Below are 23,080 nucleotides of genomic sequence, written 5' to 3' on the forward strand. Positions count from 1 at the left end.
CCTATAATATTAACTCACTTTTTTGAGCTGTATTCGCTTTCTAGCTAGATCTATTTCTAAGACTTTAACTTGTACTTGTTGTTGTAAACTTACAATTTTATTAATATCATCTACAAAACTGTCTGATAAATTTGAAATATGTACCAAGCCACTTTCTTTAATTCCGATATCTACAAAACATCCAAAATTGGTAATGTTGTTTACTATTCCAGGTAAAATCATTCCTATTTTTAGATCGTCAATAGTTTTTACATGTTCATCAAAAGAAAAAGCTTTGGCTTTTTCTCTTGGATCTAATCCAGGCTTTTCTAATTCTTTTACAATATCTTTTAGTGTTGGAAGTCCGAATTTATCTGTAACGTATTTGTCTAATTTAATAGCTTTTAACTCTTTTGAGTTTCCAATTAAATCGGAAGTATTTAACTTCAAATCTTTGGCAATAGATTTTACTAAAGAGTAACTTTCTGGATGTACACTAGAGTCATCTAACGGATTATCTCCTTTTTTAATACGTAAAAAACCAGCAGATTGTTCAAATGCTTTACCACCTAAACGAGCTACTTTTTTAATATCTGTTCTTGTTTTAAAAACACCATGTTGATTTCTATGATTTACAATATTCTCTGCTAATTTTGGACCAATACCAGAAACATGACTTAATAAAGAAGCACTAGCAGTGTTAATATTTACACCTACTTTATTTACACAATGTGCAACTATGGTATCTAACGATTTTTTTAATTGATTTTGATCTACATCGTGTTGGTATTGTCCTACACCAATAGATTTAGGATCAATTTTTACCAATTCTGCTAAAGGATCTGCTAAACGTCTTCCAATAGAAATGGCCCCACGAACAGTAACATCTTGTTTTGGAAATTCATCTCTTGCTATTTTAGAAGCAGAATAAATTGAAGCACCTGCTTCATTCACAACGAATATTTCTAGACCTTTGGCTGTAGGTAAACTTTTAACAAATCGTTCCGTTTCTCTAGAAGCAGTTCCATTTCCAATTGAAATGGCTTCAATGGCATATTTTTTAATTAAGTGCTCTATAGTATGTCCAGCTTCAGCAGTATTATGCTGAGGAGCATTTGGATAAATAGCTGTGTTATGTAATAAAGCTCCTTGTGCATCTAAGCAAACGACTTTACATCCTGTTCGATATCCTGGATCTATAGCAAGAATACGTTTTTCTCCTAAAGGAGCTCCTAATAATAATTGTTCTAAGTTTTTCTTAAATACAGTAATCGCAGCTTCATCAGCTTTTTCTTTTGCTAGATTCATTGCTTCTGTAGTTAAAGAAGGAAGTAATAAACGTTTATAAGAGTCGTCAATAGCTAATTGAATTTCTGCACCACATTCGTTGTTACTACGAATTAATTTTCGATCTACTTTTTCTAATACACGATCGTCATCAATTTCAATTTTAACACGAATATATCCTTCTTTTTCTCCACGTAAAATAGCCAATAATCGGTGTGATGGAATTCTACTTAAATTTTCAGACCAATCGAAATAATCTTTAAATTTCTGTGCATTTTCTTCTTCTTTTTTAGTTTTTACAACCTTAGTGGTAATAGTAGAAAAACGTTCGAGCTCTCTACGAATTAAATTACGAATATCGGTACGTTCATTAATCCATTCAGCAATAATATGTCTAGCTCCTTCTAATGCTTTATCTACATCTGCTACATTCTCATTAATATATTTTGCAGCAACAAAATCCAAATCATCATTTCGCTGACTCATAATAATTTTAGCCAAAGGTTCTAAACCATTATTACGAGCAGTTTCTGCTTTTGTTTTACGTTTCTTTTTATAAGGTAAGTATATATCTTCTAAAGTAGTTAAATCTTTAGCATTTTCAATCTTAGTTTTCAACTCGTTGGTTAGCACTTCTTGTTCTTCCAATGCTTTTAAAATGGTAACCTTTCTTTTTTCAAGGGTTTCGAATGCTTCTTTTAAAGCTACAATTTCTCCAATTTCAACTTCATCTAAATTGCCAGTTCTTTCTTTTCTATATCGTGCAATAAAAGGAATAGTACAATCTTCATTTAAAAGTTCAACAGTATTTTGAATGCTTTTTTCTGAAAATGAAGTTTGTGAGGATATATATGGAATAAGTTGCATACTTGTTATTTAAAGATTGAATAATTCAATAGTTTTCTAACTACAAATAAACAAAATCAAACGGTTTTTTGTAAGTGTTTTTTTGCTCTATCTACGTAAGAACTTTGGCGGTCTAATCCTTAAATAGTTATATTCACTTCTTAATTTTATAAATGAAATGGGAAAAAGTAAGTTAGAAAAATTACAATTAGAATTTAATAAACAATATCCTCAACTATTAGAGATTGCACAAAACGAAATAATTATACCAGATCCTCTTTTTTCTACACAGAATTTATTATTCCTAGATGAAGATAGAAGTTGTCGGATTTATTTATATGGACGAGAAGAGATGCCAAGATTTGTTTTAGAGTGGGATGAGTGTAAAATAATTGAAATTAGAAATGAGGATTATAAGAGGGTTGGTAAAATTATTGAGAAATGGGTATTTGAAAAAACAATACCATCTTTACTAAAAAAAGAATCTCCAGAATTAGCTTTTTGTGAGTTAGCATATTATTATGAAAAAGGAGAAGGAATTAAGGGAGAATTTATTAAAAGTTGGGATGAAATAGAAATATATTATAGAGAATATCCAGATAGTAACAGGCCGTTTACAGGAGATGCTTTAAAGCTTATTCAAGAAATGAGAAATGAAGGACTTGATGAAGTATTGAGGGCAGGACAATCGTTATGGTTTTTTCTCATTTCTAGAGAAAGAAGGCATGGTATCGCAAATAATAGACCTTATGTACAAATCAACTTTTTAGGAAAAAATAAAATGGTAGTAAAAATAATTGAAGATTATGAAGAAGAATATGTAGTTGAGAGTGAGGTAAAGTATAAGGGAGTTCTAGAAAAAATTATTCAAGAATTATTGAAACTAAAGATTAAGTAGATATAAAAAACGTTTAACTAAAAAAGCCCAGATGTATGTTCTCATCTGGACTTTTATTGTATACTGAAGTGTATGTATTTATTCAGTAAACTTTTTTAAATGGTAAATTTTCGTTCTTGTATTATAATCTCCCTTAATGAAAAAGTCTTTATACCTAAAAACGGTCTTTGCAGTTTCATTGTAGGTTTTAGAATCGTTTATTTTATCAAAAACATTTTCAGGAATTTCTTTATTAGGAATGTGTTCAAAATTATCATTAAAAACTCCTTCTATTCTAGTAGACTTTGTATTTGAAAAAGAGTTATATGCAAACATAGTAGGGTTAAAGAAAAAAGTAGCACTTCCAATAGTACCAATAGGAATTGCACCAAAACCACCTCCCATCATCATCATTCCACCACCTTGTCTCTGATTAACATATCCTCCAATGGTAAATAAATAATCACCAGCTATTTTTATTACTGAAATCCCAATGTTTTCTGAAGTGATTTTTCGTAAAAACTTTTTTGTTTTTTCTAGTTCTCTGTAACTATTATACGCTCCACCTTCTTGAATAATAGGCGTATTTTTAAAGGAGATTTTTTCGTTTTTACTAACTGCATACTCTTTAATAAAATTTCCAGAAGGATAGTCTAATATATGCATTGAGAAAATTTCTTTGTTGGCAGCAATTCCAAACATATAATCACCGTAAATAAATGAATTCGTTTTTTTTCTAGACGATTTTAAATTGGCTAACGGTTTATCATAAACCTTCGTAGATGAATTTTTACTTTCAATATCAATGTTTAATACGTAAGTAACTTTTTTGTTTTGATCGAAAGTGATTATAATATTCCCATCTCTAACATACATTTTAACAGGATCAGAGACTGTTTCAATAGCATTTGGAGTATCCTTTTCTATTTTTTGAACACTTTCTTGACCAGTTAAAAGAGTAGCAATTTTAACTGCTCTATCGTATTTACCAACAATATGGGTACTTTCTAAATTAATTTTATCCTTTATAGGAGTTCCATTTTTATCAAAACTATACAAATAGAGGTTTCCAGAGTTTTTATCAGCAGTTAATAAATACAACTTATTCTTAGGAGCAATTGTTTGTACAAAATATTCGTATTGAGGAAGCTTAAACTCTGTACTACTCGTTGTTTTATTTGTAAAAGAAAAGTTTATAGAAGCAAATTTATTCTGACTAGTATTCGATAAAAAGATTCTATAATCTTGTCCGTGAATATCTCCACCTATAAATATTTTATATTTTCTTTTTTTGGTCTCAGAAGCTAATTTATCTATTAATTGAAATTCAGGATTCAATTTATATCCATATACATTTTTAGCATCTGCAATAAACATAATCGTATTCCCATTTTCTTTATTAACAACAGGAATCACATCTTTAATATCGGTAGAGTTTTCTTTTAATACATTTTTAAAACTTGTCAGTCTTTGTTGGGCAAATGTGGTTATAGATGTTAAGAATAAAACCATAACACAGGACCAGCAGAATGTGTTTTTTCTAATCATAATAATTCAGTTAAAATTTAATTTTTCATTCGGGCCGCAAGATAGGGAAAAGAAGTTTTATGTATAGTAAAGTGCAGATAATAAGGAAAAAGAGAAATAGTTTGCTATTTCTTTCATGTTCAAAATACGTGTACTCTTGATTAAATATAAGGTACTCATAGAATTTAATTAAAAACGGCTGATTAATTTATTGAAATTCAAAGTGTAATCAATTAACCTAAAGCATACCATTATGAGTCACGTATACAGTCCAACGAGACATAAAGAGCAAAAAGAAATTACATCAGAAGAGCAAATGAAAGAAATTATGAATGAAAGAAGATGGCAATATGTAGATGTAGGAATAACAGATAAAGTTTTAAAAGATAATTTCAATTTTTTAAATGATGCTGTTGTAATTCGTTCAGGAGCAGAAGGAATTCCTTTAATGACAACTACTGGAATTTACGGACCAATAGCGCCCTATCAAAAAGTACGTTTAGAACAAGGGAAAGGAAAAGGAGCTGTCGTGAAAGTTATACACAATTATGTTGAAGAAAGATCTTTGTTAGATGAACTAAAAGAAAGAAGAATACATGCAAAAACTCCTAAAAAAGAAAATGTAATAAAAGTACAAGCAAAATGGGTGAGTGGTAAAGATGGAGGAGGTTTGTCTAATGTTGGAGGTTCTGCAAATGTCTTTGGAGCAACAGGATCATTACTAGTAAACGAAACGGAAATAGATTTTCCTGTATTAGATATACATCACAAAGATTTTGATGAAACCTTGGCCTATTATGGAGCTAAGATTTTACAACCCAACGAATCTTTTAATATGGGGTTTGATAAACCGTTGTTTGGTATGGAATACGATACAAGTTTACCAGGATACATTCAAGATTATGTAATGAAATCGTATGGCGGTGGTGGACTTTTTGTAGAGCATCATCCGTTTCCGCATATTTGGTTTCCAAATCCAAATGAAAATGAAAGAGATACAAATATTTGTCGTGTACTTTTAGGACGTATAATAGAATCAAAAGAGGAGCAAGAAAGAGATAATAGAGAAAGTTGGGCAGAGAATAGATGTCCTGAAAGACATGGAAACAAAAAACAACCAGAGTATCATTTCACAGTATTTAGATTTCCATCTGATGGCCATGCTATTGCAGTAGATGAATGTTGTATTCACAACGATAGTTTTTGTAATGGGAAACAAGTAGTATTTCTTGCTAATACAGATGCAAATACAGTAGCTTTAAGAGAAACAGCTCCTTTTCAAAATATTCGTATTTCAGAACAAGAAACTCCGTATAAATAAAAAACATAGAAAAAAGCATCTTAAATTTTTAAGGTGCTTTTTATTAAAAAAATATTTCCTGAGCCAAACGAAAAGTATTTGCATGTGCTTCTACAATTACTTTTATATCTCTAGAATAACCTCCTCCCATACTACACATAACTGGAATTTTAGCATCGAAACAAGTTTGTAATACAAAACGATCTCGTTCTTTACAACCTTTTGGAGAAATGCTCAATTTTCCAAGCTTATCACTTTCCAAAATATCTACACCCGATAAATAATAAATAAAATCAGGTTGTTGTTCTTGTATGAGTTGAGGTAATGTTTCTTTTAGAATATGTAAATAGACATCGTCTTTTGTATCATCTTCTAAAGCAATATCTAAATCTGATGTTTCTTTGTGGAACGGATAATTACGTTTTCCATGCATAGAAAATGTAAAAACAGTTGGGTCATCTTTAAAAATTTCAGCAGTTCCATTTCCTTGGTGGACATCTAAATCTACAATAAGAATTTTGTTAACCAATCCTTTATTTTGTAAATATCGAGCAGCAATTGCTTGATCATTTAATAAGCAAAAACCTTCACCACTATTGGTAAATGCATGGTGCGTACCACCAGCAATGTTCATTGCAATACCATATTTGAGGGCAAACTCAGAAGCCTTCATAGTGCCATCAGCAATCATAATTTCACGTTCTATCAATCGCTCATTTAAAGGAAAACCTATTTTGCGTTCCTCTTTTTTAGAAAGCGTAATATTTAATAAATCGAAAAAGTATTCTGGAGTATGAACAGAGAAAAAGTATTTGTTATTTGGAATTTCTGGTTCGAAGAAGTTATCTTCTGTACAGGTGCCTTCATACAATAACTGTTCAGGAATTAAATCATATTTATCCATTGGAAACCGATGTTTGTCTGGTAATGGATGATTGTATATAGGGTGATATGCAATTTTCAGCATTTTAATCTTTTTTATTCGTATTTAGATGCTAAAATTTAGTCAGAAAGACCTTAATAGCTTGCTTAAACTATCACTAAAAAAGTACTTTACTGAATTTTTAATAGCATTGATTGAAATTTTTAAGGAGAGTAAATGTTACTTATTTCCTTTGTTTTTTTAAATACATATCCCCGAAAATACAAATAATTTAATACCCCCTAATACATGATGATTAAAAACAAAATCACAATGCTTTTTATAACAGGAATTATAATGGCTTGTAATCCAAAAGACGTAGTAACTTCTGATAATCCTGAAATTATAAATCCTACTGAAACTGAAGGAACAATAAAGCCTCCAAACAATTTAAATAAATTATTAATTCCAGAGCTTATAGATACTAGAAGTAGAGTTACTCCTGTTCAAATAGACATTCAAGAAGGAAATCATGAATTTGTAAAAGGAATAAAAAGCCAAACAAAAGGTTTTAATGGAAACTATTTAGGACCTACTATTTTAATGAGAAAAGGAGACGATGTAAAAATAAATTTTACGAACCTTATCGGAGAAAGTACTACAGTTCATGGTCATGGTTTGCATGTACCAGGGAATGTTGATGGAGGCCCGCAGTTGCAAATAAGAGCAGGACAAACTTGGGATGTAACTTTACCTATTAGACAAGAGGCTTCTACAAATTGGTACCACCCTCATTTAATGGGAAAAACAGCAGAACACGTACATGCAGGTTTAGCAGGTTTATATCTTATAGAGGATGATAATTCAGAGAATTTAAACTTGCCAAAAACTTATGGATATGATGACATACCTATTGTTGTTCAAGATAGAACTTTTGTTAATGGTGTTATGAAAAATTATCCAGTAGGTCAAAAAGATGATTTAAGAGAACCTACGTTAGTTATAAACGGAACTATAGATCCATATGTTCAGGTTCCTAAAGGAAATGTAAGATTACGTTTATTAAATGGTTCTAATGCAAGATCGTACAAGTTCTTTATTAAAGGAAATGTACCTTTTGAAAAGATTGCAACTGAAGGTGGTTTTTTAGAAGCTCCAGTTACATTAACAAGTATTGTAATGGCTCCAGGTGAAAGAAATGAAATAATTGTTGATATGTCGACGAATAAAGATGTAGAGTTAATGGCATATTACTTACCCAAAAATCTATCAAAAGCAAACCCTAACAAAGATGAATTACATAGGGTTTTGTATTTGCAAAGAAATAAGCATTTAGAAGTAAAAAATAAAAGCATACCAGGTTCACTTAATATGATACAACGATATAATCCTTCTGATGTTCAAAATACACGAAGATTTAAAATATCTAATGGTAAAATTAATGATGTTAGTATGGATATGAATGTGATTAATGAACGAGTAACAAAAGGTATTTTAGAGAAATGGATTGTAAATTCAGGTAGGCATCCGTTTCACATGCATGGTGTATCTTTTTTAATCCTTTCTGAAAACGGAGGAGTTCCTAAACCAGAAAATAGAGGTTGGAAAGATACTTTTATGCCTAACGGTAAAGGAGAAATTTTATTAAGATTTGATTACGAGGCACCTGACGAATTTCCATATATGTATCACTGTCATATTTTAGAGCATGAAGATCATGGAATGATGGGGCAGTTTACAGTTAAATAATATATTATTAGAGTTAGTTTTAAACAAAAACAAGAGTCGTTATAATTTTTTAACGGCTCTGTTTTATTATGGTAATCTTATATTTTTTAAGTGTTGAAAAAGTTAAAAGCTTAAAAAGCAACAAATTGATACGTATTCGTTTTTTTATCGTAAAAGCTAAAAATCATTGTATCATTTAATTGAAAAATATGACTAGTAGATCTAGGATTTTTCTTTTCGATATAGTTGTTGATTTTTGTATATACATCGTCTTCAAACTTTCCATTTGAAGGGGTAAAATCATTATCTATCGTAGTTTTTAAATAAGTAGGTTTTTTATTTCTAATACTTTGTAATTTTTGTGAATGAGGATCTATAAAACCTCTATAATTATTAATTGCTTGAAAAGTATTCTCACTTATCTTAAAACTCATCATAGGATTGTTTAAGGTAGCTGGTTTTTTACCTCCTATAGAAATAACATAACCTTGTGGCTGTTTTTCTACAGAAATCCCAATATCTCCATAGTACATTTTTCTAACAAAGCTCTTAGACAGGGTAGAGTTCTTTTTTGTTTTATATTTCTTTCCTTGAATAACTAAGGAATGGTTTTTAAAAGGAATATGTTTGCCTGAGTTTATTATGAATTCCTTTAGCAACTCATTTGTTTTTAAATAATGAACTTGTATAACTAGTTTATTTTTTGAACTAGCTGTAGTAAATAATAAGTTATCATAAAGGAAAGAGTTTGAAGTTTTGTTTTTTCCTGATATCGTAAATAAAGGTTTCTTTATTTTTTTAAAAGCATAAGTTCCGTCATTTAAATTCAGTGTTAGAATTTGTGTATAAAACTTGTTCTTGTCAAAAACTATTCGAATATCGTTTTCGCCAGCATATAATTTAGAAAATTCAGCTGCTGTTTCTAAAGGAGGTGAACTAACATGATTGTCTTTAGAATTCTCTATTTTAGTAATAGTATAGTCATTATACAATACATTAAAGAGCAGTTTTGCTATTGTAGTTTCTTTGGTTTTGTTAATCAGCAGTTTTTCATTTTTTAAACGAAAAACTTTAGAGGTTGTATTTCCATTTTCATTATAGGTTTTAACAACTAAATCTGAAGTATTTTGTTTTAAAAAGAGCAAATGTACTTTATCAGGTTTACTAATACTTTGAAGTAATGTAAGCCCTTTCGTATTAAAAATTTCTTTAGAAATAAAAGTAGTATCTTTTTTAAAATCAAATATAATACTAGCAAAGTTGGTAACATTAGGATTTGCGACAATAAAAGTATAGGTGTTTTTTGAGCTAAACATTGTTCCTACAATGCCGCGATACCTTCTGTTTTTTTTCAATAAAAGGGTATCTTCTACTTTAAAACTAGCATCAGTTAAGTAACCATAAATATATTTTCGATCACTTATAAATGTAGCGATATCATTATTTTTAGTATTAACAACAGAAAAAGAACCCTGTATATTCTTAGCCGTTTTCTTTAAGGAATGACTAATGCTCCCTACGCTTACTTGACTTGAAGAAACGAGGCGAAATGAAAGAAAAAAAAGACAAAGTAGTATTCTTATCATATACATATATTGGGTAAGCTAATTTACACAATCTTAATTTAGGATTCAACATTCCATAGATAATTAGAAAGTTAGCTATGTTTTAAAGGAAAAGAAAAGGCTGATTTGAATATGAAATATTGTAAAAGAGGTAAGGTGTGGTAAAATAAAAAGAGCTGCATTTTTGCAGCTCTTTTTATTTTTAACAAACTTGTCCTCCGTTTTGTACTTTTTGTTGAGGTTCTACAAAGGCTAGAGAACCATCTGTTGCATCTGTCATTAAAATCATTCCTTGACTTTCTATACCTCTAATTTTTCGTGGAGCCAAGTTGCATAAAACAGTTACTTGTTGCCCAATAACATCTTCTGGTTTAAAGCTTTCTGCAATACCAGAAACAATGGTACGAACATCTATACCAACGTCTATTTTTAACTTTAGTAACTTCTTAGTTTTTGCAATTTTCTCAGCTTCTAAAATCGTTCCAATACGAATATCCATTTTAGTAAAATCATCAAAATCAATTGTTTCTTTTTGAGGTTCTACTGTTTTATTCGCTTGCTCGTTCGCTTTCTTTGTAGCTTCTAATTTAGCTAACTGTGCTTCTATAGTTTTGTCTTCTATCTTAGAGAATAATAATTCAGGTTTTCCTTTCTGAATTTCATGTCCTTCAGGTAACAATACATCTTTTTCAATAATATCATTCCAAGAATTATCTATGTTACCAGCGCTTAGGTTTAAGATATTTTTTAATTTATCTGAAGTGAATGGTAAGAAAGGCTCAGCTAAAACTGCCAATGCAGCAGAAATTTGTAAGGCAACAAACATAATTGTTTTTACACGCTCTTCATCTTCCTTAATTAACTTCCAAGGCTCTTCGTCAGCTAAATATTTATTACCTAAACGAGCTACATTCATAAATTCTTGAGAAGCTTCACGGAAACGGTATCTTTCAATAGACTTTTGAATGCTATCTGGGAATTGTTTTAGTTGTTCTAAAACTTCTTCATCTAATTCTGTATAATCTCCAGGAGTAGGAACAACTCCATCGTAATACTTATTCGTTAATACAGCTACACGGTTAATAAAATTACCAAATACAGCTACTAACTCATTATTATTTTTTGCTTGAAAATCTTTCCAAGTAAAATCGTTATCCTTGTTTTCAGGAGCATTTGCTGTTAATGTATAACGTAATACATCTTGTTGTCCAGGGAAATCTTCTAAATATTCATGTAACCAAACGGCCCAATTTTTAGAAGTAGATAATTTATTTCCTTCTAAATTCAAAAATTCGTTTGCTGGAACGTTTTCTGGTAAAATGTAGCTTCCATGTGCTTTTAACATCGAAGGGAAAATAATACAGTGGAATACAATGTTATCCTTTCCAATGAAGTGTACTAATTTAGTATCTTCATTTTTCCAATAATCTTCCCAATTTTTTCCTTCACGAGCAGCCCATTCTTTAGTAGAAGAAATATATCCAATAGGCGCATCAAACCAAACATATAACACTTTTCCTTCAGCACCTTCTACAGGAACAGGAATTCCCCAGTCTAAATCACGAGTTACTGCACGCGGACGTAAACCATCATCTATCCAAGACTTTACTTGCCCTAATACATTTGGTTTCCAATCGCCTTTATGACCATCTAAAATCCATTCACGTAAAAACGCTTCATGTTTATCTAAAGGTAAAAACCAGTGTTTTGTTTGTTTTAAGATTGGTGTATTTCCAGTAATAGCAGATTTAGGATTAATTAAATCTGTTCCGTTATGACTTGTACCACAGTTTTCACATTGATCTCCATAGCTTTCCTCGAAACCACATTTTGGACAAGTACCAATAACAAAACGGTCTGCTAAGAACTGATCAGCCTCAGCATCATATAGTTGCTCAGAAACTTCCTCAATAAACTCACCATCATTATATAACTTCTTAAAGAAATCAGAAGCAGTATCATGATGCACTTGCGCAGAAGTACGTGAGTAATTATCGAAAGAAATCCCAAAATCTTCAAAAGATTGTTTAATAATTGCGTGGTATTTATCTATAATTTCTTGTGGAGTTACTCCTTCTTTTTTTGCTCGCATAGGAATTGCAACTCCATGCTCATCAGAACCACATATATAAGCAACATCATTGCCTTTTAAACGTAAAAAACGCGCATAAATATCAGCAGGAACATACACACCAGCTAAGTGTCCAATATGAATAGGACCATTAGTATAAGGTAGTGCAGCTGTGATTGTATATCTTTTAGAAGAATTCATTTGTATCTTAAATATTAGGAGTACAAAAGTAATTAATAATTTCCTTGAATTTTATAAACTTTTTAACTCACTTATTCTTATGTAGATTAATTCTAAATAAATATATTTGCAGCGATAAATCTATTAAGTAATGAGAATTAAAAGTTTCATTTTGTTTGTATTTACAGCAGTTTTAATACAAGCACAGCAAAGCAAAAATATATTTTTAGACCGAGCATTTTGGAAGTCTAAACCAACGGTAGAAATCGTACAACAAAAAATAGCAGAAGGAAATGATCCTACACAATTAAATAAACATAGTTTTGATGCTATAGCATATGCCTTATTAGAAAAACCAGAAGTAGTTAGTGATGATGTAATTAAATTTTTACTTACTCAAAAAGGAAATGGAATCAATAAGATAACTCACGATGGTAGAACCTATATTTTTTGGGCAGCTTACACAGGTAGAGTATATTTAATGAAATACTTGGTTGAAAAAGGAGCTAAAACCGATGTAATTGACAGCCATGGATATTCTGTTTTAAATTTTGCAGCTACAACTGGGCAACAAAATCCTAAGTTATATGATTTTTTAATAGAAAAAGGAGCTGATCCAAAGAAAGAGAAAAGTTTAAGTGGAGCAAATGCATTGTTATTACTAATTCCTTCTTTGAAAGACTTTACAATGGTGGATTATTTTGAATCTAAAGGATTAAGCATAAAAGATACCGATAAGAATGGTAACGGAGCAATAAATTATGCAGCTAAAAAAGGAAATAAAGAACTAATTAAAAAGTTAATTAAAAAAGGATTGCCTTATAAAAACACGAATAAAAATGGAGGTAACGCAATGTTATTAGCAACCCAAGGAGGAAGAAGAGGCTATAACCCATTAGCATTTTTTAAATACTTAGAAAGTTTAGGAATAACTCCAAATATTACAAATAGCAAAGGAAAAACTCCATTACATAATCTGGCTTATAGCAATAAAGATATAGCTACGCTAACATACTTTATAGAGAAAGGAACCAATGTAAATCAGCAAAATGAAGAAGGAAATACAGCTTTAATGAATGCGAGTTATAGAAATACATTAGATGCTGTAAAGTTACTTGGAGAAAAAACAAGAAACATTAATTCTCAAAATAAGAAAGGACGTTCAGCATTAACCAATGCACTTAGAAACTCACCAGAAGTAATCACATATTTATTAGGTAAAAATGCAGATGTATTTATTGTAGATAAAAAAGGAAATAATCTTGCATATTATTTAGCAGAAGCATACAATCCTAAAAAAGAAGAAGAATTCTTACAGAAAATAAAGCTACTAGAAGAGAAAGGATTTAAAATTACAAAGCCTCAAGAAGACGGAAATACATTAGTGCATTTAGCTGCAGATAAAGGTAACTTAGCATTATTAAAATTTTTAAAAAAGTATGCTATAGATGTGAATGCTAAAAATAAAGAAGGCCAAACAGCATTGCAAAAAGCTGTTATGGTAGCAAAAAAGCCAGAAATTTTAGAGTATTTAATAAAAAATGGAGCAGATAAAACTGTAACTACTAGTTTTGATGAAACAGTTTATGATTTAGCAAAAGAAAACGAACAGTTATCGAAGTTTGATTTAAACTTCTTAAAATAGCAGTAGGATATTGAATAAAAACGACCTCTGAATCAAAATTTTGAAAATCAAGGAAAAGAAAAGGACAATAAAAGTTATCAATCGTAGTGAAATTATTACATTTTGTAAAACACCTCGAACTGATAGAAAAATTATATAAAAATAACGTAAACAATACATAAAAATGTTAAAAAAAATAGGAGGATTACTGATAGTATGCATAATTGCATTTGCTTTTACAACTATAGAAAGTAGTAAGTACAAATGTATGATTCAGTTAAAAAATTATGATGGAGAAGGAGCGTATGTGGTTGTTTCTCTTTTAGATAAAGATGGTAACTATGTAGAAACGCTACAAGTTTTAGGAGACGATGACGAATGGTATCACGAAGTATACGATTGGTGGGATTTTTACGGAAAAAGAAGACCAAACATAGATGCTATTACAGGAGCAACAATTAGTGGAGGACAACGTGCTATTAAGGTTATAGAAATTGATAACGATAAGATAGACGCAGGCTACAAAATTCGTTTTGAAACGGCAGTAGAAGATCAAGAATATTATGCCGATGATGTTGAATTTGATTTAACATCAGAGAATGTAAAGAATAAATTCGAAGGAAAAGGTTTTATACGTTACGTACGAATGATGCCTCAATAATGAGGTTTGTAATATGCACGTCAGCAGTTTTATAAGATAATTATGTAACTAATGACGTGCAATATTTAATACACTGAGAATATGTAGTATTTCTATGTGATTACCAGTTTTAAGCAGCTCTTAATAGTTGCTCGTTGAATTTAAAATAATAAAAATGAGGATCATCATTTTTGGGGCATCTGGTTCAGGTACAACAACCTTAGCCAAAACTTTAGCAGAAAAATTAAATTGGACTCATTTAGATGCTGATAACTATTATTGGGAGAAAACTACACCACCATTTCAGAAGAAAGTAGCTAAACAAAAACGAAATAAGAACTTACAAGAAGACTTTTTAAAAAGTAACCAAGTTATTGTTAGTGGTTCTTTAGCAACTTGGGAATCTTATTGGAATACAGCTTTCGATTTAGGCGTGTTTTTAAGAATACCTGCACCTATTAGAATGGAAAGACTCTTAAAAAGAGAAGAAGCATTATATGGCGAACAATTGCTACATAATCCTGAAATTATAGCTAATTCAAAAGCTTTTTTAGATTGGGCAGCACAGTATGATGATCCGTTGTTTACAGGAAGAAGTATTACACAGCATAAAAAATGGATTGAAAAATTAAGTTGTAAAGTAATAGAACTTACTGGGGATTTAACAAATGAAGAACGAATGGGAATAGTGATTAATAATATACTTTCAATTTCATAAAGGATGAAAAATAAGTTTACTACAACCCAAATCTTAGGAATAGAAAAACAACTAAGTTGTCCAGAAGGAGTTAAAGGAGTAGAATTAGGACACAAAATGCATGCGTCTAATATTGGTATGACTATGGCTGCAATAAATGCATTGCAAATAGAAGATGAAAATATTGTATTAGAATTAGGTCATGGAAATTGTCATCATCTTAAAGAAATTACTGGAAAAGCAACAAGGATTAAATACTATGGATTAGAAATTTCTGAAACTATGCAACAAGAAGCTATTGCGTTTAATATGAATTCAAATGCTTCTTTTGAGTTGTATGATGGAATAAATATTCCTCATGAAGATTATTTTTTCGATCGAATTATAACTGTAAATACGATTTACTTCTGGGCAAATCCTAAGGGATTACTTCAAGAAATATCTCGAGTTTTAAAACCAAACGGATTGGTTAGTATTGCTTTTGCAGATAAAGAGTTTATGAAGGAATTGCCTTTTGTTGGGGAGCGATTTACATTATATGATTTAGAAGCTATAAAAGAACTGATAACGAGTACGAATTTAGAAATAGATAGAGTTCAGAATAAAGAAGAAGAGGTAACGAATAAAGTAGGGGAATTGGTACATAGAGCGTTTAAAGTTGTTGTGTTAAAGAAAAGTTAGTTCACTGCACAAAACTGTATATTTGCCACATCATTTCTTATATAGATAATGATTAAAGTTTAATTAATATATGACACTTTCAATTTGGAGATATAGTCACTTAACATTGGCAATATCTTCATTTTTATTTATTATTATTGCGGCCGTAACTGGTATCATTCTAGCTTTTGAACCTATTTCAAATCAGTTAGAGCCATTTGCTATTTCAGAACTATCTTCTATTTCTGTAGCTGAAACCTTAGAAGGTTTACAAGAAGAATATGATGAAGTAATCGCAGTAGAAGTAGACGGGAATAATTATGTAACAGCTTCTGTAATAACAAAAGAAGGAAATAATGAAACGTTTTATATAGATCCAAAAACTGGAAAAAAGTTAGGAGCTATTATAGAGAAGGCCCCCATTTATAAGTTTGCAACTAGTTTACATCGTTCGTTGTTTTTAAAAAGTATCGGTCGATTTTTTGTGGGGCTTTTTTCTTTTCTACTCTTTTTAATTTCTATCTCTGGGTTTGTTTTAATCCTAAAACGTCAAGGGCGTTTTCAAAAGTTTTTTAATAAGATAACCTGGGAAAATTTCTATCAATATTTTCATGTTGTTTTAGGAAGGTTGTCATTAATTCCTTTAATCATCATTACGGTAACTGGAGTTTATTTATCATTAGAAAAGTTTAATGTATTTCCAAAAGAAAAAGTACAACACCAAATAGATTTTGAAGCATTGTCTTCAAAACCGAAACGTACCATTGCAACGTTTCCAATATTTCAAAATACCAAACTCTCTGAAGTTCGAAAAATAGAATTTCCTTTTTCTACAGATGTTGAAGACTATTTCTTAATTCAATTAATTGATAAGGAATTAACGATAAACCAAATTACAGGAGAAGTATTAAGTGAAGTACATTATCCGTTTACAAAACTAGCATCATATTATAGTTTATTATTACATACAGGGCAAGGAAGTATTATGTGGGCTATTGTTTTAGCATTAACATGTATAGCAACATTGTTTTTTATCTATTCTGGGTTTGTAATGACCTTTCAACGAATGAAAGGAAACATACGTAATAGGTATAAAAAACACGAATGTGAGTATGTTATTTTGGTTGGAACTGAAAATGGAAGTACAAAAAGTTTTGCTAAAATGTTATACAAGGCATTTTTACAAGCTAATCAAAAAGTATTTGTTACCGATTTAAATGCATATACGTCTTTTCCTAAGATGAAACATTTAATTGTGTTAACAGCTACGTATGGAAATGGAGACGCACCTTCGAACGCTACTAAGTTTTTAAAACTATTGAGAGAAAGAAAAGTAAATTTAAATCCTTTTAATTTTTCTGTAGTTGCTTTTGGATCATTGTCTTATCCAAAATTCTGTCAGTTTGGGATAGAAGTACAACTAGGTTTGGAAGTAAAGGAAGAAGCAAGTCAATTATTGCCTATTCAAACAATTCATAATAAGTCTTTCGAAGCTTTTGCTGCATGGACTCAGGCTTTTTGTAATAAAACAAACCTGAATTTAACATTAGATAAAGCAATTATTTCAAAAAGAAAGAAAACTAGTTCATTTATACTTACAGAGAAAAAATTAAGTACAACTACTGAAGATACTTTCTTGTTGAAATTTGAAAACGGTTCTCAAAAATTTACTTCAGGTGATTTATTAGGAATTTATCCAAACAGTACTACACACGAGCGTTTGTATTCTATTGCTAATGTAGAAGATTCACTTTTGCTGAGCATAAAAAAACATGAATTAGGTGTGTGTTCAAATTATTTATACAATTTAAAAGAAGGTGAAACTATAAATGCGTTTGTACAACGAAATCCATCTTTCCATTTTCCTAAAAAAGCATCTAAAGTAATTATGATAGCTACTGGAACTGGTATTGCTCCATTTTTAGGAATGTTAAAAGAAACATCTAAAATACCTGTCGATTTATATTTTGGAGTGCGTACTCAAGAATCTTTAAAAATATATGAAGATACATTGAATGAGAGTCGTCTAAATAATGTACAATATGCTTTTTCAAGAGCATCTTCAGAAAAAATATATGTACAAGATCTTATTCAAAAGGATATAAACAAAGTACTTGCTGATTTGGATAAAGGAGCTGTATTAATGCTTTGTGGAGCTATTGCAATGCAAAATTCCGTTTTTCAAATACTAGAAAAGGCGTTACAGCAAAAAGGTAAATCGTTAAGTTATTATGAAAAAAGAAAACAAATCTTGGTAGATTGCTACTAATTTTAGTAAATTTTCCTTCGAAACGTATTGTACGAAATGAAAAGACTTTTTATAGTAGTGCTATCACTGGTATTATTATCGGTAAATGCTCAAGAGAATATGAATTTAGTAACTCCACCTTACTTGCAAAAAGGAGATACCATTGCTATTGTTGCTCCTGCTGGAATTTTAAAAAATAGAAAACATGTAATAGACGCTGCCAAAGAGTTAGCAGAGAGTTGGGGACTACATGTGATAATTGGTAAACATGTATTTACGCAAGCGCATCATTTTGCAGGAACAGATGCACAACGTTGTCAGGATTTCCAAGAAGCATTAGATAACCCTAAAATTAAAGCAATTTGGAGTGCTAGAGGAGGATATGGTTCTGTTCGAATTTTAGATAAGCTCGATTTTACAAAATTTAAAAAACAGCCTAAATGGGTAATTGGTTATTCTGATATTACAGCCTTTCATAATCATATTCATAATTTAGGAGTAGCAACATTGCATGCCATGATGGGAACAAGTATGCAAGATAAACCAGAAGATATTCCAGAAACGATAGAAACGTTTAGAAAAGCATTGTTTGGTGAAGAGTTAGTCTATACTATAAGATCATCTAATTACAATAGAGTAGGAGAAGCAGAAGGAGTTTTAGTTGGAGGAAATATTGCAATTTTAGCTTCGATGTTAGGTTCAGATAGTCAAATGAATACTGATGGTAAAATTTTATTTATTGAAGAAATAGGAGAATATAAATATGCTATAGATCGAATGTTACAAAGCCTAAAACGTGCAGGATATTTTAGAAAAGTAAAAGCTGTCATTGTAGGAGATATGACAAAAGTTCGAAAAAACACAACTCCTTGGGGAAGTTCTATAGAACAATTAATTTTAGATATTGTACCTAAAGATATTCCTGTATTGTTTGATTTTCCAGCGGGGCATGAACCAGATAACAGAGCTTTACTAATGGGGAAAAATATTCTTTTAAAAGTAGGAAATAAAGAGTCTTCTGTTGTTTTTGAGTAGTTTCTGAAATTAGAGCATTACTTTAGTGCTAGATATGAAAGAGGTAGCTCTCTTTAATTTAAAAGATTCCTTCAGTAGTTGACTTCGATGTAACTCAGTCTCCTACTTCGGAATGACGTGAGAATAGAAACGTCATTGCGAATGAAACACAGCAGTGTAATGAAGCAATCTTTTAGTTAATAAGAAGGTTTCTTTAGTAAGCTGAGTTTGATTGTTTTTGAGTAGCTTTAATACGCTTTTAATTCAAATTCTAGAGCTTCTAAATCATTCGATAACTTTTTGAATCTATATTTTCTATTGTCTTGTTCTGCGATTTGTTTGCCATAGTTACTAAAAAAGAGTCCCTATAATAACTTTGATTTGACTCTTTGTTCATTATAGTTAGTAAGGTTGAAATTAAAGTTATTAATTTTTGATTTAAAGAAATTGGAGAGTTGATTGCTTTGATTTACAAGTGATTTAAACCTTTTAATTTCTATGGTAAGTTGATTGATTTCATCTTCATTAATAAATTCATCATGGCTATGTCTAACACATTCAGCTTTTAGAAAAGCTAAGTACTTAAATAATTTTTCTTCCTTCATAAGATAACTAAGTTACATAATATTTTTATCTTTCAGTATGGCATTACATAATAGTCTAGGGAAAAAAGGAGAAGAATTTGCTATAAAACACCTTAAAGAAAAAGGGTATTCTATACTAGAACAAAACTATAGATATTTAAAAGCAGAAGTAGATATTATTGCTCAAAAAGAAGATGTATTAGTAGCTGTTGAGGTAAAAACGCGTTCTTCAAATTACTTTGGAAATCCAGAAGAGTTTGTAAATAAGAAGAAAATTCAGCTATTAACAATGGCAATAGATCATTATGTACAATATAAAGATTTAAATGTAGAAGTACGTTTTGATATTATAGCTGTTTTAAATACTAAAGGAACTTTTGAGGTTGAGCATATAGAAGATGCCTTTTTGTTTTTTTAACAAAAAACGACACTTCAAAAGAAATGTCGTTTCATAAAGTTATGTATGTGTTTTACTACTCCTCGTTATTTTCAGTAGCTAAGTTTTTAAGGTAATCTTTAACGTCTGGTACTGTGTTAGGAACAGCTATAATCTTTTTGTTTTTATCTAATAAAAAATAAGTTGGTGTTTGCTCAATTCTATAAGCTTGTACGGTCTTATTCTTTAATTTAAACTCAGGATGTGTTCCTATTACATTATGCCAATCTGGTAATTTATTTGTTGCCCAGTCTTTAAAATCAGTGTCATTGTCTTCAATAGCAAATGCAATTACAGACGTATTTGGTTGACTTTTCATATATTCATACACTTCTGGAACTTCTTTTACACAGTGTCCACATTGTGTACTCCAAAAGATTAGTAAGTAATTTTCACCGTCATTTAAGTTAGCCAAACTTAATTCCTTATCACCTTCCTTCCACGAGAAATCAGGAGCAGTTCTACCTACAGAAGCCATTAATTCGCCTAGTTTATCATCTTTAAATTTTTGATCTTGAAACTCTGAGTCTAATTTGTCGTAGTACTCAGCAAATAAAAGATCTACGATTTCTGAATTTCTAGCATTGGTAAAACGTGTAATTAAATACTCAAGAATTTCTTTTTTAATCTGCTCATCTTTTATACGCTTCATCACATTAGCGATAGAAGTTTTGTATAAATTTTGTTGTTCTTCTTGATTTCCTCCAATATTTAAGTAGAAAACATAGTTTGTTACTTTGTCGATAATAAAAGGAGATTGGTATAATTGCTTATTAGAAAAATCTACATTATCTAGAAAACTTTCTATAATATAATCTAGGTGTTCTTGAGATTCGTCAAAGATAGAAGAAGAATAAGTTGGTTTAGAAGCTTTAATATAAGTGTTTACTAGCATTCCTTCAGATTTTCCTTCATATACTTCCTGAATTTCATCTTGTTGTTTATAAGCATTCTTGTAAGCTTTTTTGGTTTTCTTTTCGTCTGCTTTTAAGTAAGCATCTTGTAAAGAATCCAAAGCACTTTGCGTAAGTGAAATTTGTTCTAAATATTCACGGTAAACTTTATTTTCTCTAGATTTTGTAAAAAGTATAGACTCTTCTGGGTACTGAGGATTAAATACAAATTCTACATTTTCTTTATTAAAGAAGAAATCTACAAATCCAGTACCTTGATTTCTGTATGTAACTCTGTAAGCTCCTATACTAGCATCAGCAGGTAACGTCAATTCAAATCTACCTACCTTTTGTACGTTTCCACCAATAGTTACATCCTCAAAAGTAATTGTACCATTGCTAATAAATTTTTGTTTAGCTCCTTCAATTTTATATAAGATTACCCAATCACTTTCTTCTGGAGGAGTCATGGTACCTTTAACAGAATACTGCGCGTAAGTAATAGATGTAGCGAAAACTAGTAAAAAAAGTATTTTTTTAATCATGTAAAGTAAATGTTTAGTATAGTTAAAAGAAAAAGACTACCTAAAAACTGAACAATCGTAAGAATTAACGAAATATTGTTTTTAGATAGCCTTAATAAGCTAAAATATTTTATAATTTATTCTTCTTTCTCGGCATTACTATTATTAAAATAGTCTTTTACGTCTTCAAAAGAATTAGGCATTGCAACAATTTTCTTGTCTTTGTTTAAGATAAAATATGTAGGAGTACCAACTAATTGGTAAGTCTTTACTACTTCATTATCCCATTTGTTATCAGGATGTGTTCCTATAACATTATGCCATCCGTTTAATTTTTTTACATATTCTGTCCACTCTGGAGCGTCTTGTTCTATTCCAAAAGCTATTACAGAAGTTTTATCATGTGTTTTCATGAAGTCATATAACTGTGGAATTTCTTTTAAACAGTGAGAACATCCAGTACTCCAGAACACTAATAAGTAATTATCTGAATCATTTAATGTAGATAACGAATATTCTTTATCACCTTCTTTCCAAGAAAAATCTGGAGCAGTTCTACCAACAGAAGCCATTAATTCAGCTAATTTACTATCTCTAAATTTTTGATCTTGTAAATCTGAATCTAATTTATCGTAATAGTTAGCAAATAAACTATCTACAATTTCAGAATTTCTAGCGTTTGTAAAACGAGTAATTAAATATTCAAGTACTTCTTTTCTTACTTTATCATCTTTAGCACGTTTCATTACTTTTTCTATAGACTCATTGTAAAGTTTTTGCTGTAAAGCTTGATTCTCTGCAATGTTTAAATAGAATACATAATTTGTAATTTTATCAATGATAAAAGGAGAGTTGTATAATGTTTTGTTAGAAAAATCTACATTATCAAAAAAGCTTCCAACTACATGATCTAAATATTCTTGAGTATCATCAAAAATAGAAGAAGAGTTTGTTGGCTTAGAAGCTTTGATATATGTATTTACTAACATTCCTTCAGATTTACCTTCGTAAATATCTTGTACTTCTTCTTGTTGTTTATAAGCAGTTTTATAAGCTTTCTTTGTTTTCTTTTCGTCTGCTTTTAAATATTCAACCTGTAAAGAGTCAATAGCACGTTGTGTTACTGCTAATGCATCTAAATACTCACGATATACTTTATTTTCTCTAGACTTTATAAAAACAATAGATTCCTCTGGGTATTGAGGGTTGAATACAAATTCTACATTTTCTTTATTAAAGAAAAGATCTACAAAACCAGCGCCTTGATTTCGGTAGGTAACTCTATAAGCTCCTACTTCAGCATTAGCAGGTAATGTCAATTCAAATCTACCAACTTTTTGTACAGTTCCACCAATGCTTACATCTTCAAATTTAATAGTAGAATTACTTATGAACTTCTGCTTAGCTCCTTCGATTTTGTATAAGATAACCCAATCGCTTTCTTCAGGAGGCGTCATTGTCCCTTTGATTGAATATTGAGCATATGCAACCGACGTGACAAATAATAGTAATGCAAGTAATTTTTTCATCGTTAATAA

General features: G+C 30.3%; 18 protein-coding genes. 10 read left to right on the plus strand and 8 right to left on the minus strand.

Translation table 11 applies throughout. The annotated features are described in order from the left end of the window. Positions 1-9 precede the first annotated feature (9 nt). Positions 10-2,133, minus strand: a complete 2,124-nt coding sequence (locus ACKTTC_RS00210; RefSeq protein WP_408037243.1) for a Tex family protein — start codon at positions 2,131-2,133, stop codon at positions 10-12. Positions 2,134-2,290: 157 nt separating this feature from the next. Between ACKTTC_RS00210 and ACKTTC_RS00215 the strand changes: the two genes are divergently transcribed. Continuing rightward, a complete protein-coding gene (locus ACKTTC_RS00215) occupies positions 2,291-3,010 on the plus strand; it encodes a hypothetical protein (RefSeq protein ID WP_408037244.1) in 720 nt (239 codons plus the stop codon). Between the two features lie 78 nt (positions 3,011-3,088). Here the strand turns inward: ACKTTC_RS00215 and ACKTTC_RS00220 are convergent, their stop codons facing one another. Beyond that, a complete protein-coding gene (locus tag ACKTTC_RS00220) occupies positions 3,089-4,537 on the minus strand; it encodes a hypothetical protein (protein WP_408037245.1) in 1,449 nt (482 codons plus the stop codon). A 232-nt stretch (positions 4,538-4,769) separates the two neighbouring features. Here ACKTTC_RS00220 and ACKTTC_RS00225 point away from each other — a divergent pair, with 232 nt between their 5' ends. Continuing rightward, positions 4,770-5,837, plus strand: coding sequence for a hypothetical protein (locus ACKTTC_RS00225; protein ID WP_408037246.1), 1,068 nt, complete (start codon positions 4,770-4,772; stop codon positions 5,835-5,837). Between the two features lie 43 nt (positions 5,838-5,880). On the opposite strand, the gene ACKTTC_RS00230 is transcribed toward ACKTTC_RS00225, so the two are convergent. After that, on the minus strand, positions 5,881-6,783 hold the full coding sequence (locus tag ACKTTC_RS00230; RefSeq protein ID WP_408037247.1) for a histone deacetylase family protein: 903 nt from the start codon (positions 6,781-6,783) through the stop codon (positions 5,881-5,883). A 204-nt stretch (positions 6,784-6,987) separates the two neighbouring features. Between ACKTTC_RS00230 and ACKTTC_RS00235 the strand changes: the two genes are divergently transcribed. Continuing rightward, positions 6,988-8,427 carry a multicopper oxidase family protein gene (locus ACKTTC_RS00235; protein ID WP_408037248.1) on the plus strand — a complete coding sequence of 480 codons (1,440 nt, stop codon included), beginning with the start codon at positions 6,988-6,990 and terminating at the stop codon, positions 8,425-8,427. A gap of 110 nt (positions 8,428-8,537) precedes the next feature. Here the strand turns inward: ACKTTC_RS00235 and ACKTTC_RS00240 are convergent, their stop codons facing one another. Next, complete coding sequence (locus tag ACKTTC_RS00240) at positions 8,538-9,992, minus strand: hypothetical protein (protein ID WP_408037249.1); 1,455 nt, start codon at positions 9,990-9,992, stop codon at positions 8,538-8,540. Between the two features lie 181 nt (positions 9,993-10,173). Then, the gene (gene metG, locus ACKTTC_RS00245; protein ID WP_408037250.1) at positions 10,174-12,243 is read right to left on the minus strand and encodes a methionine--tRNA ligase; all 2,070 of its coding nucleotides are present in this window, start codon (positions 12,241-12,243) and stop codon (positions 10,174-10,176) included. A 130-nt stretch (positions 12,244-12,373) separates the two neighbouring features. On the opposite strand from metG, the gene ACKTTC_RS00250 reads away from it, so the two are divergent. From ACKTTC_RS00250 to ACKTTC_RS00275, 6 genes are all read left to right on the plus strand, one after another. Then, entirely contained in the window at positions 12,374-13,867 is a 1,494-nt protein-coding gene (locus ACKTTC_RS00250; protein WP_408037251.1) for an ankyrin repeat domain-containing protein, read from the plus strand. Positions 13,868-14,030: 163 nt separating this feature from the next. Continuing rightward, positions 14,031-14,507: a DUF2271 domain-containing protein gene (locus ACKTTC_RS00255; protein ID WP_408037252.1), complete on the plus strand. Its 477-nt coding sequence runs from the start codon at positions 14,031-14,033 to the stop codon at positions 14,505-14,507. A gap of 154 nt (positions 14,508-14,661) precedes the next feature. After that, positions 14,662-15,204, plus strand: coding sequence for an AAA family ATPase (locus tag ACKTTC_RS00260; protein WP_408037253.1), 543 nt, complete (start codon positions 14,662-14,664; stop codon positions 15,202-15,204). 3 nt (positions 15,205-15,207) lie between these two features. Further along, on the plus strand, positions 15,208-15,864 hold the full coding sequence (locus ACKTTC_RS00265) for a class I SAM-dependent methyltransferase (RefSeq protein WP_408037255.1): 657 nt from the start codon (positions 15,208-15,210) through the stop codon (positions 15,862-15,864). Between the two features lie 70 nt (positions 15,865-15,934). Continuing rightward, entirely contained in the window at positions 15,935-18,112 is a 2,178-nt protein-coding gene (locus tag ACKTTC_RS00270) for a PepSY domain-containing protein (protein WP_408037256.1), read from the plus strand. Positions 18,113-18,148: 36 nt separating this feature from the next. Further along, positions 18,149-19,126, plus strand: a complete 978-nt coding sequence (locus ACKTTC_RS00275) for a S66 peptidase family protein (RefSeq protein WP_408037257.1) — start codon at positions 18,149-18,151, stop codon at positions 19,124-19,126. A 344-nt stretch (positions 19,127-19,470) separates the two neighbouring features. On the opposite strand, the gene ACKTTC_RS00280 is transcribed toward ACKTTC_RS00275, so the two are convergent. Beyond that, positions 19,471-19,710 (minus strand): hypothetical protein, encoded by a 240-nt coding sequence (locus ACKTTC_RS00280; protein WP_408037258.1) that lies wholly within the window; start codon positions 19,708-19,710, stop codon positions 19,471-19,473. A 37-nt stretch (positions 19,711-19,747) separates the two neighbouring features. On the opposite strand from ACKTTC_RS00280, the gene ACKTTC_RS00285 reads away from it, so the two are divergent. Beyond that, positions 19,748-20,107, plus strand: a complete 360-nt coding sequence (locus ACKTTC_RS00285; protein WP_408037259.1) for a YraN family protein — start codon at positions 19,748-19,750, stop codon at positions 20,105-20,107. A gap of 55 nt (positions 20,108-20,162) precedes the next feature. On the opposite strand, the gene ACKTTC_RS00290 is transcribed toward ACKTTC_RS00285, so the two are convergent. Both ACKTTC_RS00290 and ACKTTC_RS00295 read right to left on the minus strand, forming a co-directional pair. After that, positions 20,163-21,563 (minus strand): TlpA family protein disulfide reductase, encoded by a 1,401-nt coding sequence (locus ACKTTC_RS00290; RefSeq protein WP_408037260.1) that lies wholly within the window; start codon positions 21,561-21,563, stop codon positions 20,163-20,165. 116 nt (positions 21,564-21,679) lie between these two features. Further along, positions 21,680-23,071 carry a TlpA family protein disulfide reductase gene (locus ACKTTC_RS00295; protein WP_408037261.1) on the minus strand — a complete coding sequence of 464 codons (1,392 nt, stop codon included), beginning with the start codon at positions 23,069-23,071 and terminating at the stop codon, positions 21,680-21,682. Between the last annotated feature and the right edge of the window lie 9 nt (positions 23,072-23,080).

The sequence above is a fragment of the Tenacibaculum amylolyticum genome, assembly GCF_964511145.1.
Classification (GTDB): domain Bacteria; phylum Bacteroidota; class Bacteroidia; order Flavobacteriales; family Flavobacteriaceae; genus Polaribacter; species Polaribacter amylolyticum.

Bases quoted from the DNA above. Each gene is read 5' to 3' on its own strand.
- ACKTTC_RS00255 (WP_408037252.1), top strand. From the start codon at position 14,031: ATGTTAAAAAAAATAGGAGGATTACTGATAGTATGCATAATTGCATTT.
- ACKTTC_RS00225 (WP_408037246.1), top strand. From the start codon at position 4,770: ATGAGTCACGTATACAGTCCAACGAGACATAAAGAGCAAAAAGAAATT.
- ACKTTC_RS00290 (WP_408037260.1), bottom strand. From the start codon at position 21,563: ATGATTAAAAAAATACTTTTTTTACTAGTTTTCGCTACATCTATTACT.
- ACKTTC_RS00235 (WP_408037248.1), top strand. From the start codon at position 6,988: ATGATGATTAAAAACAAAATCACAATGCTTTTTATAACAGGAATTATA.
- ACKTTC_RS00240 (WP_408037249.1), bottom strand. From the start codon at position 9,992: ATGATAAGAATACTACTTTGTCTTTTTTTTCTTTCATTTCGCCTCGTT.
- ACKTTC_RS00275 (WP_408037257.1), top strand. From the start codon at position 18,149: ATGAAAAGACTTTTTATAGTAGTGCTATCACTGGTATTATTATCGGTA.
- ACKTTC_RS00220 (WP_408037245.1), bottom strand. From the start codon at position 4,537: ATGATTAGAAAAAACACATTCTGCTGGTCCTGTGTTATGGTTTTATTC.
- ACKTTC_RS00295 (WP_408037261.1), bottom strand. From the start codon at position 23,071: ATGAAAAAATTACTTGCATTACTATTATTTGTCACGTCGGTTGCATAT.
- ACKTTC_RS00280 (WP_408037258.1), bottom strand. From the start codon at position 19,710: ATGAAGGAAGAAAAATTATTTAAGTACTTAGCTTTTCTAAAAGCTGAA.
- ACKTTC_RS00230 (WP_408037247.1), bottom strand. From the start codon at position 6,783: ATGCTGAAAATTGCATATCACCCTATATACAATCATCCATTACCAGAC.
- ACKTTC_RS00265 (WP_408037255.1), top strand. From the start codon at position 15,208: ATGAAAAATAAGTTTACTACAACCCAAATCTTAGGAATAGAAAAACAA.
- ACKTTC_RS00260 (WP_408037253.1), top strand. From the start codon at position 14,662: ATGAGGATCATCATTTTTGGGGCATCTGGTTCAGGTACAACAACCTTA.
- ACKTTC_RS00210 (WP_408037243.1), bottom strand. From the start codon at position 2,133: ATGCAACTTATTCCATATATATCCTCACAAACTTCATTTTCAGAAAAA.
- ACKTTC_RS00285 (WP_408037259.1), top strand. From the start codon at position 19,748: ATGGCATTACATAATAGTCTAGGGAAAAAAGGAGAAGAATTTGCTATA.
- metG (WP_408037250.1), bottom strand. From the start codon at position 12,243: ATGAATTCTTCTAAAAGATATACAATCACAGCTGCACTACCTTATACT.
- ACKTTC_RS00215 (WP_408037244.1), top strand. From the start codon at position 2,291: ATGGGAAAAAGTAAGTTAGAAAAATTACAATTAGAATTTAATAAACAA.
- ACKTTC_RS00270 (WP_408037256.1), top strand. From the start codon at position 15,935: ATGACACTTTCAATTTGGAGATATAGTCACTTAACATTGGCAATATCT.
- ACKTTC_RS00250 (WP_408037251.1), top strand. From the start codon at position 12,374: ATGAGAATTAAAAGTTTCATTTTGTTTGTATTTACAGCAGTTTTAATA.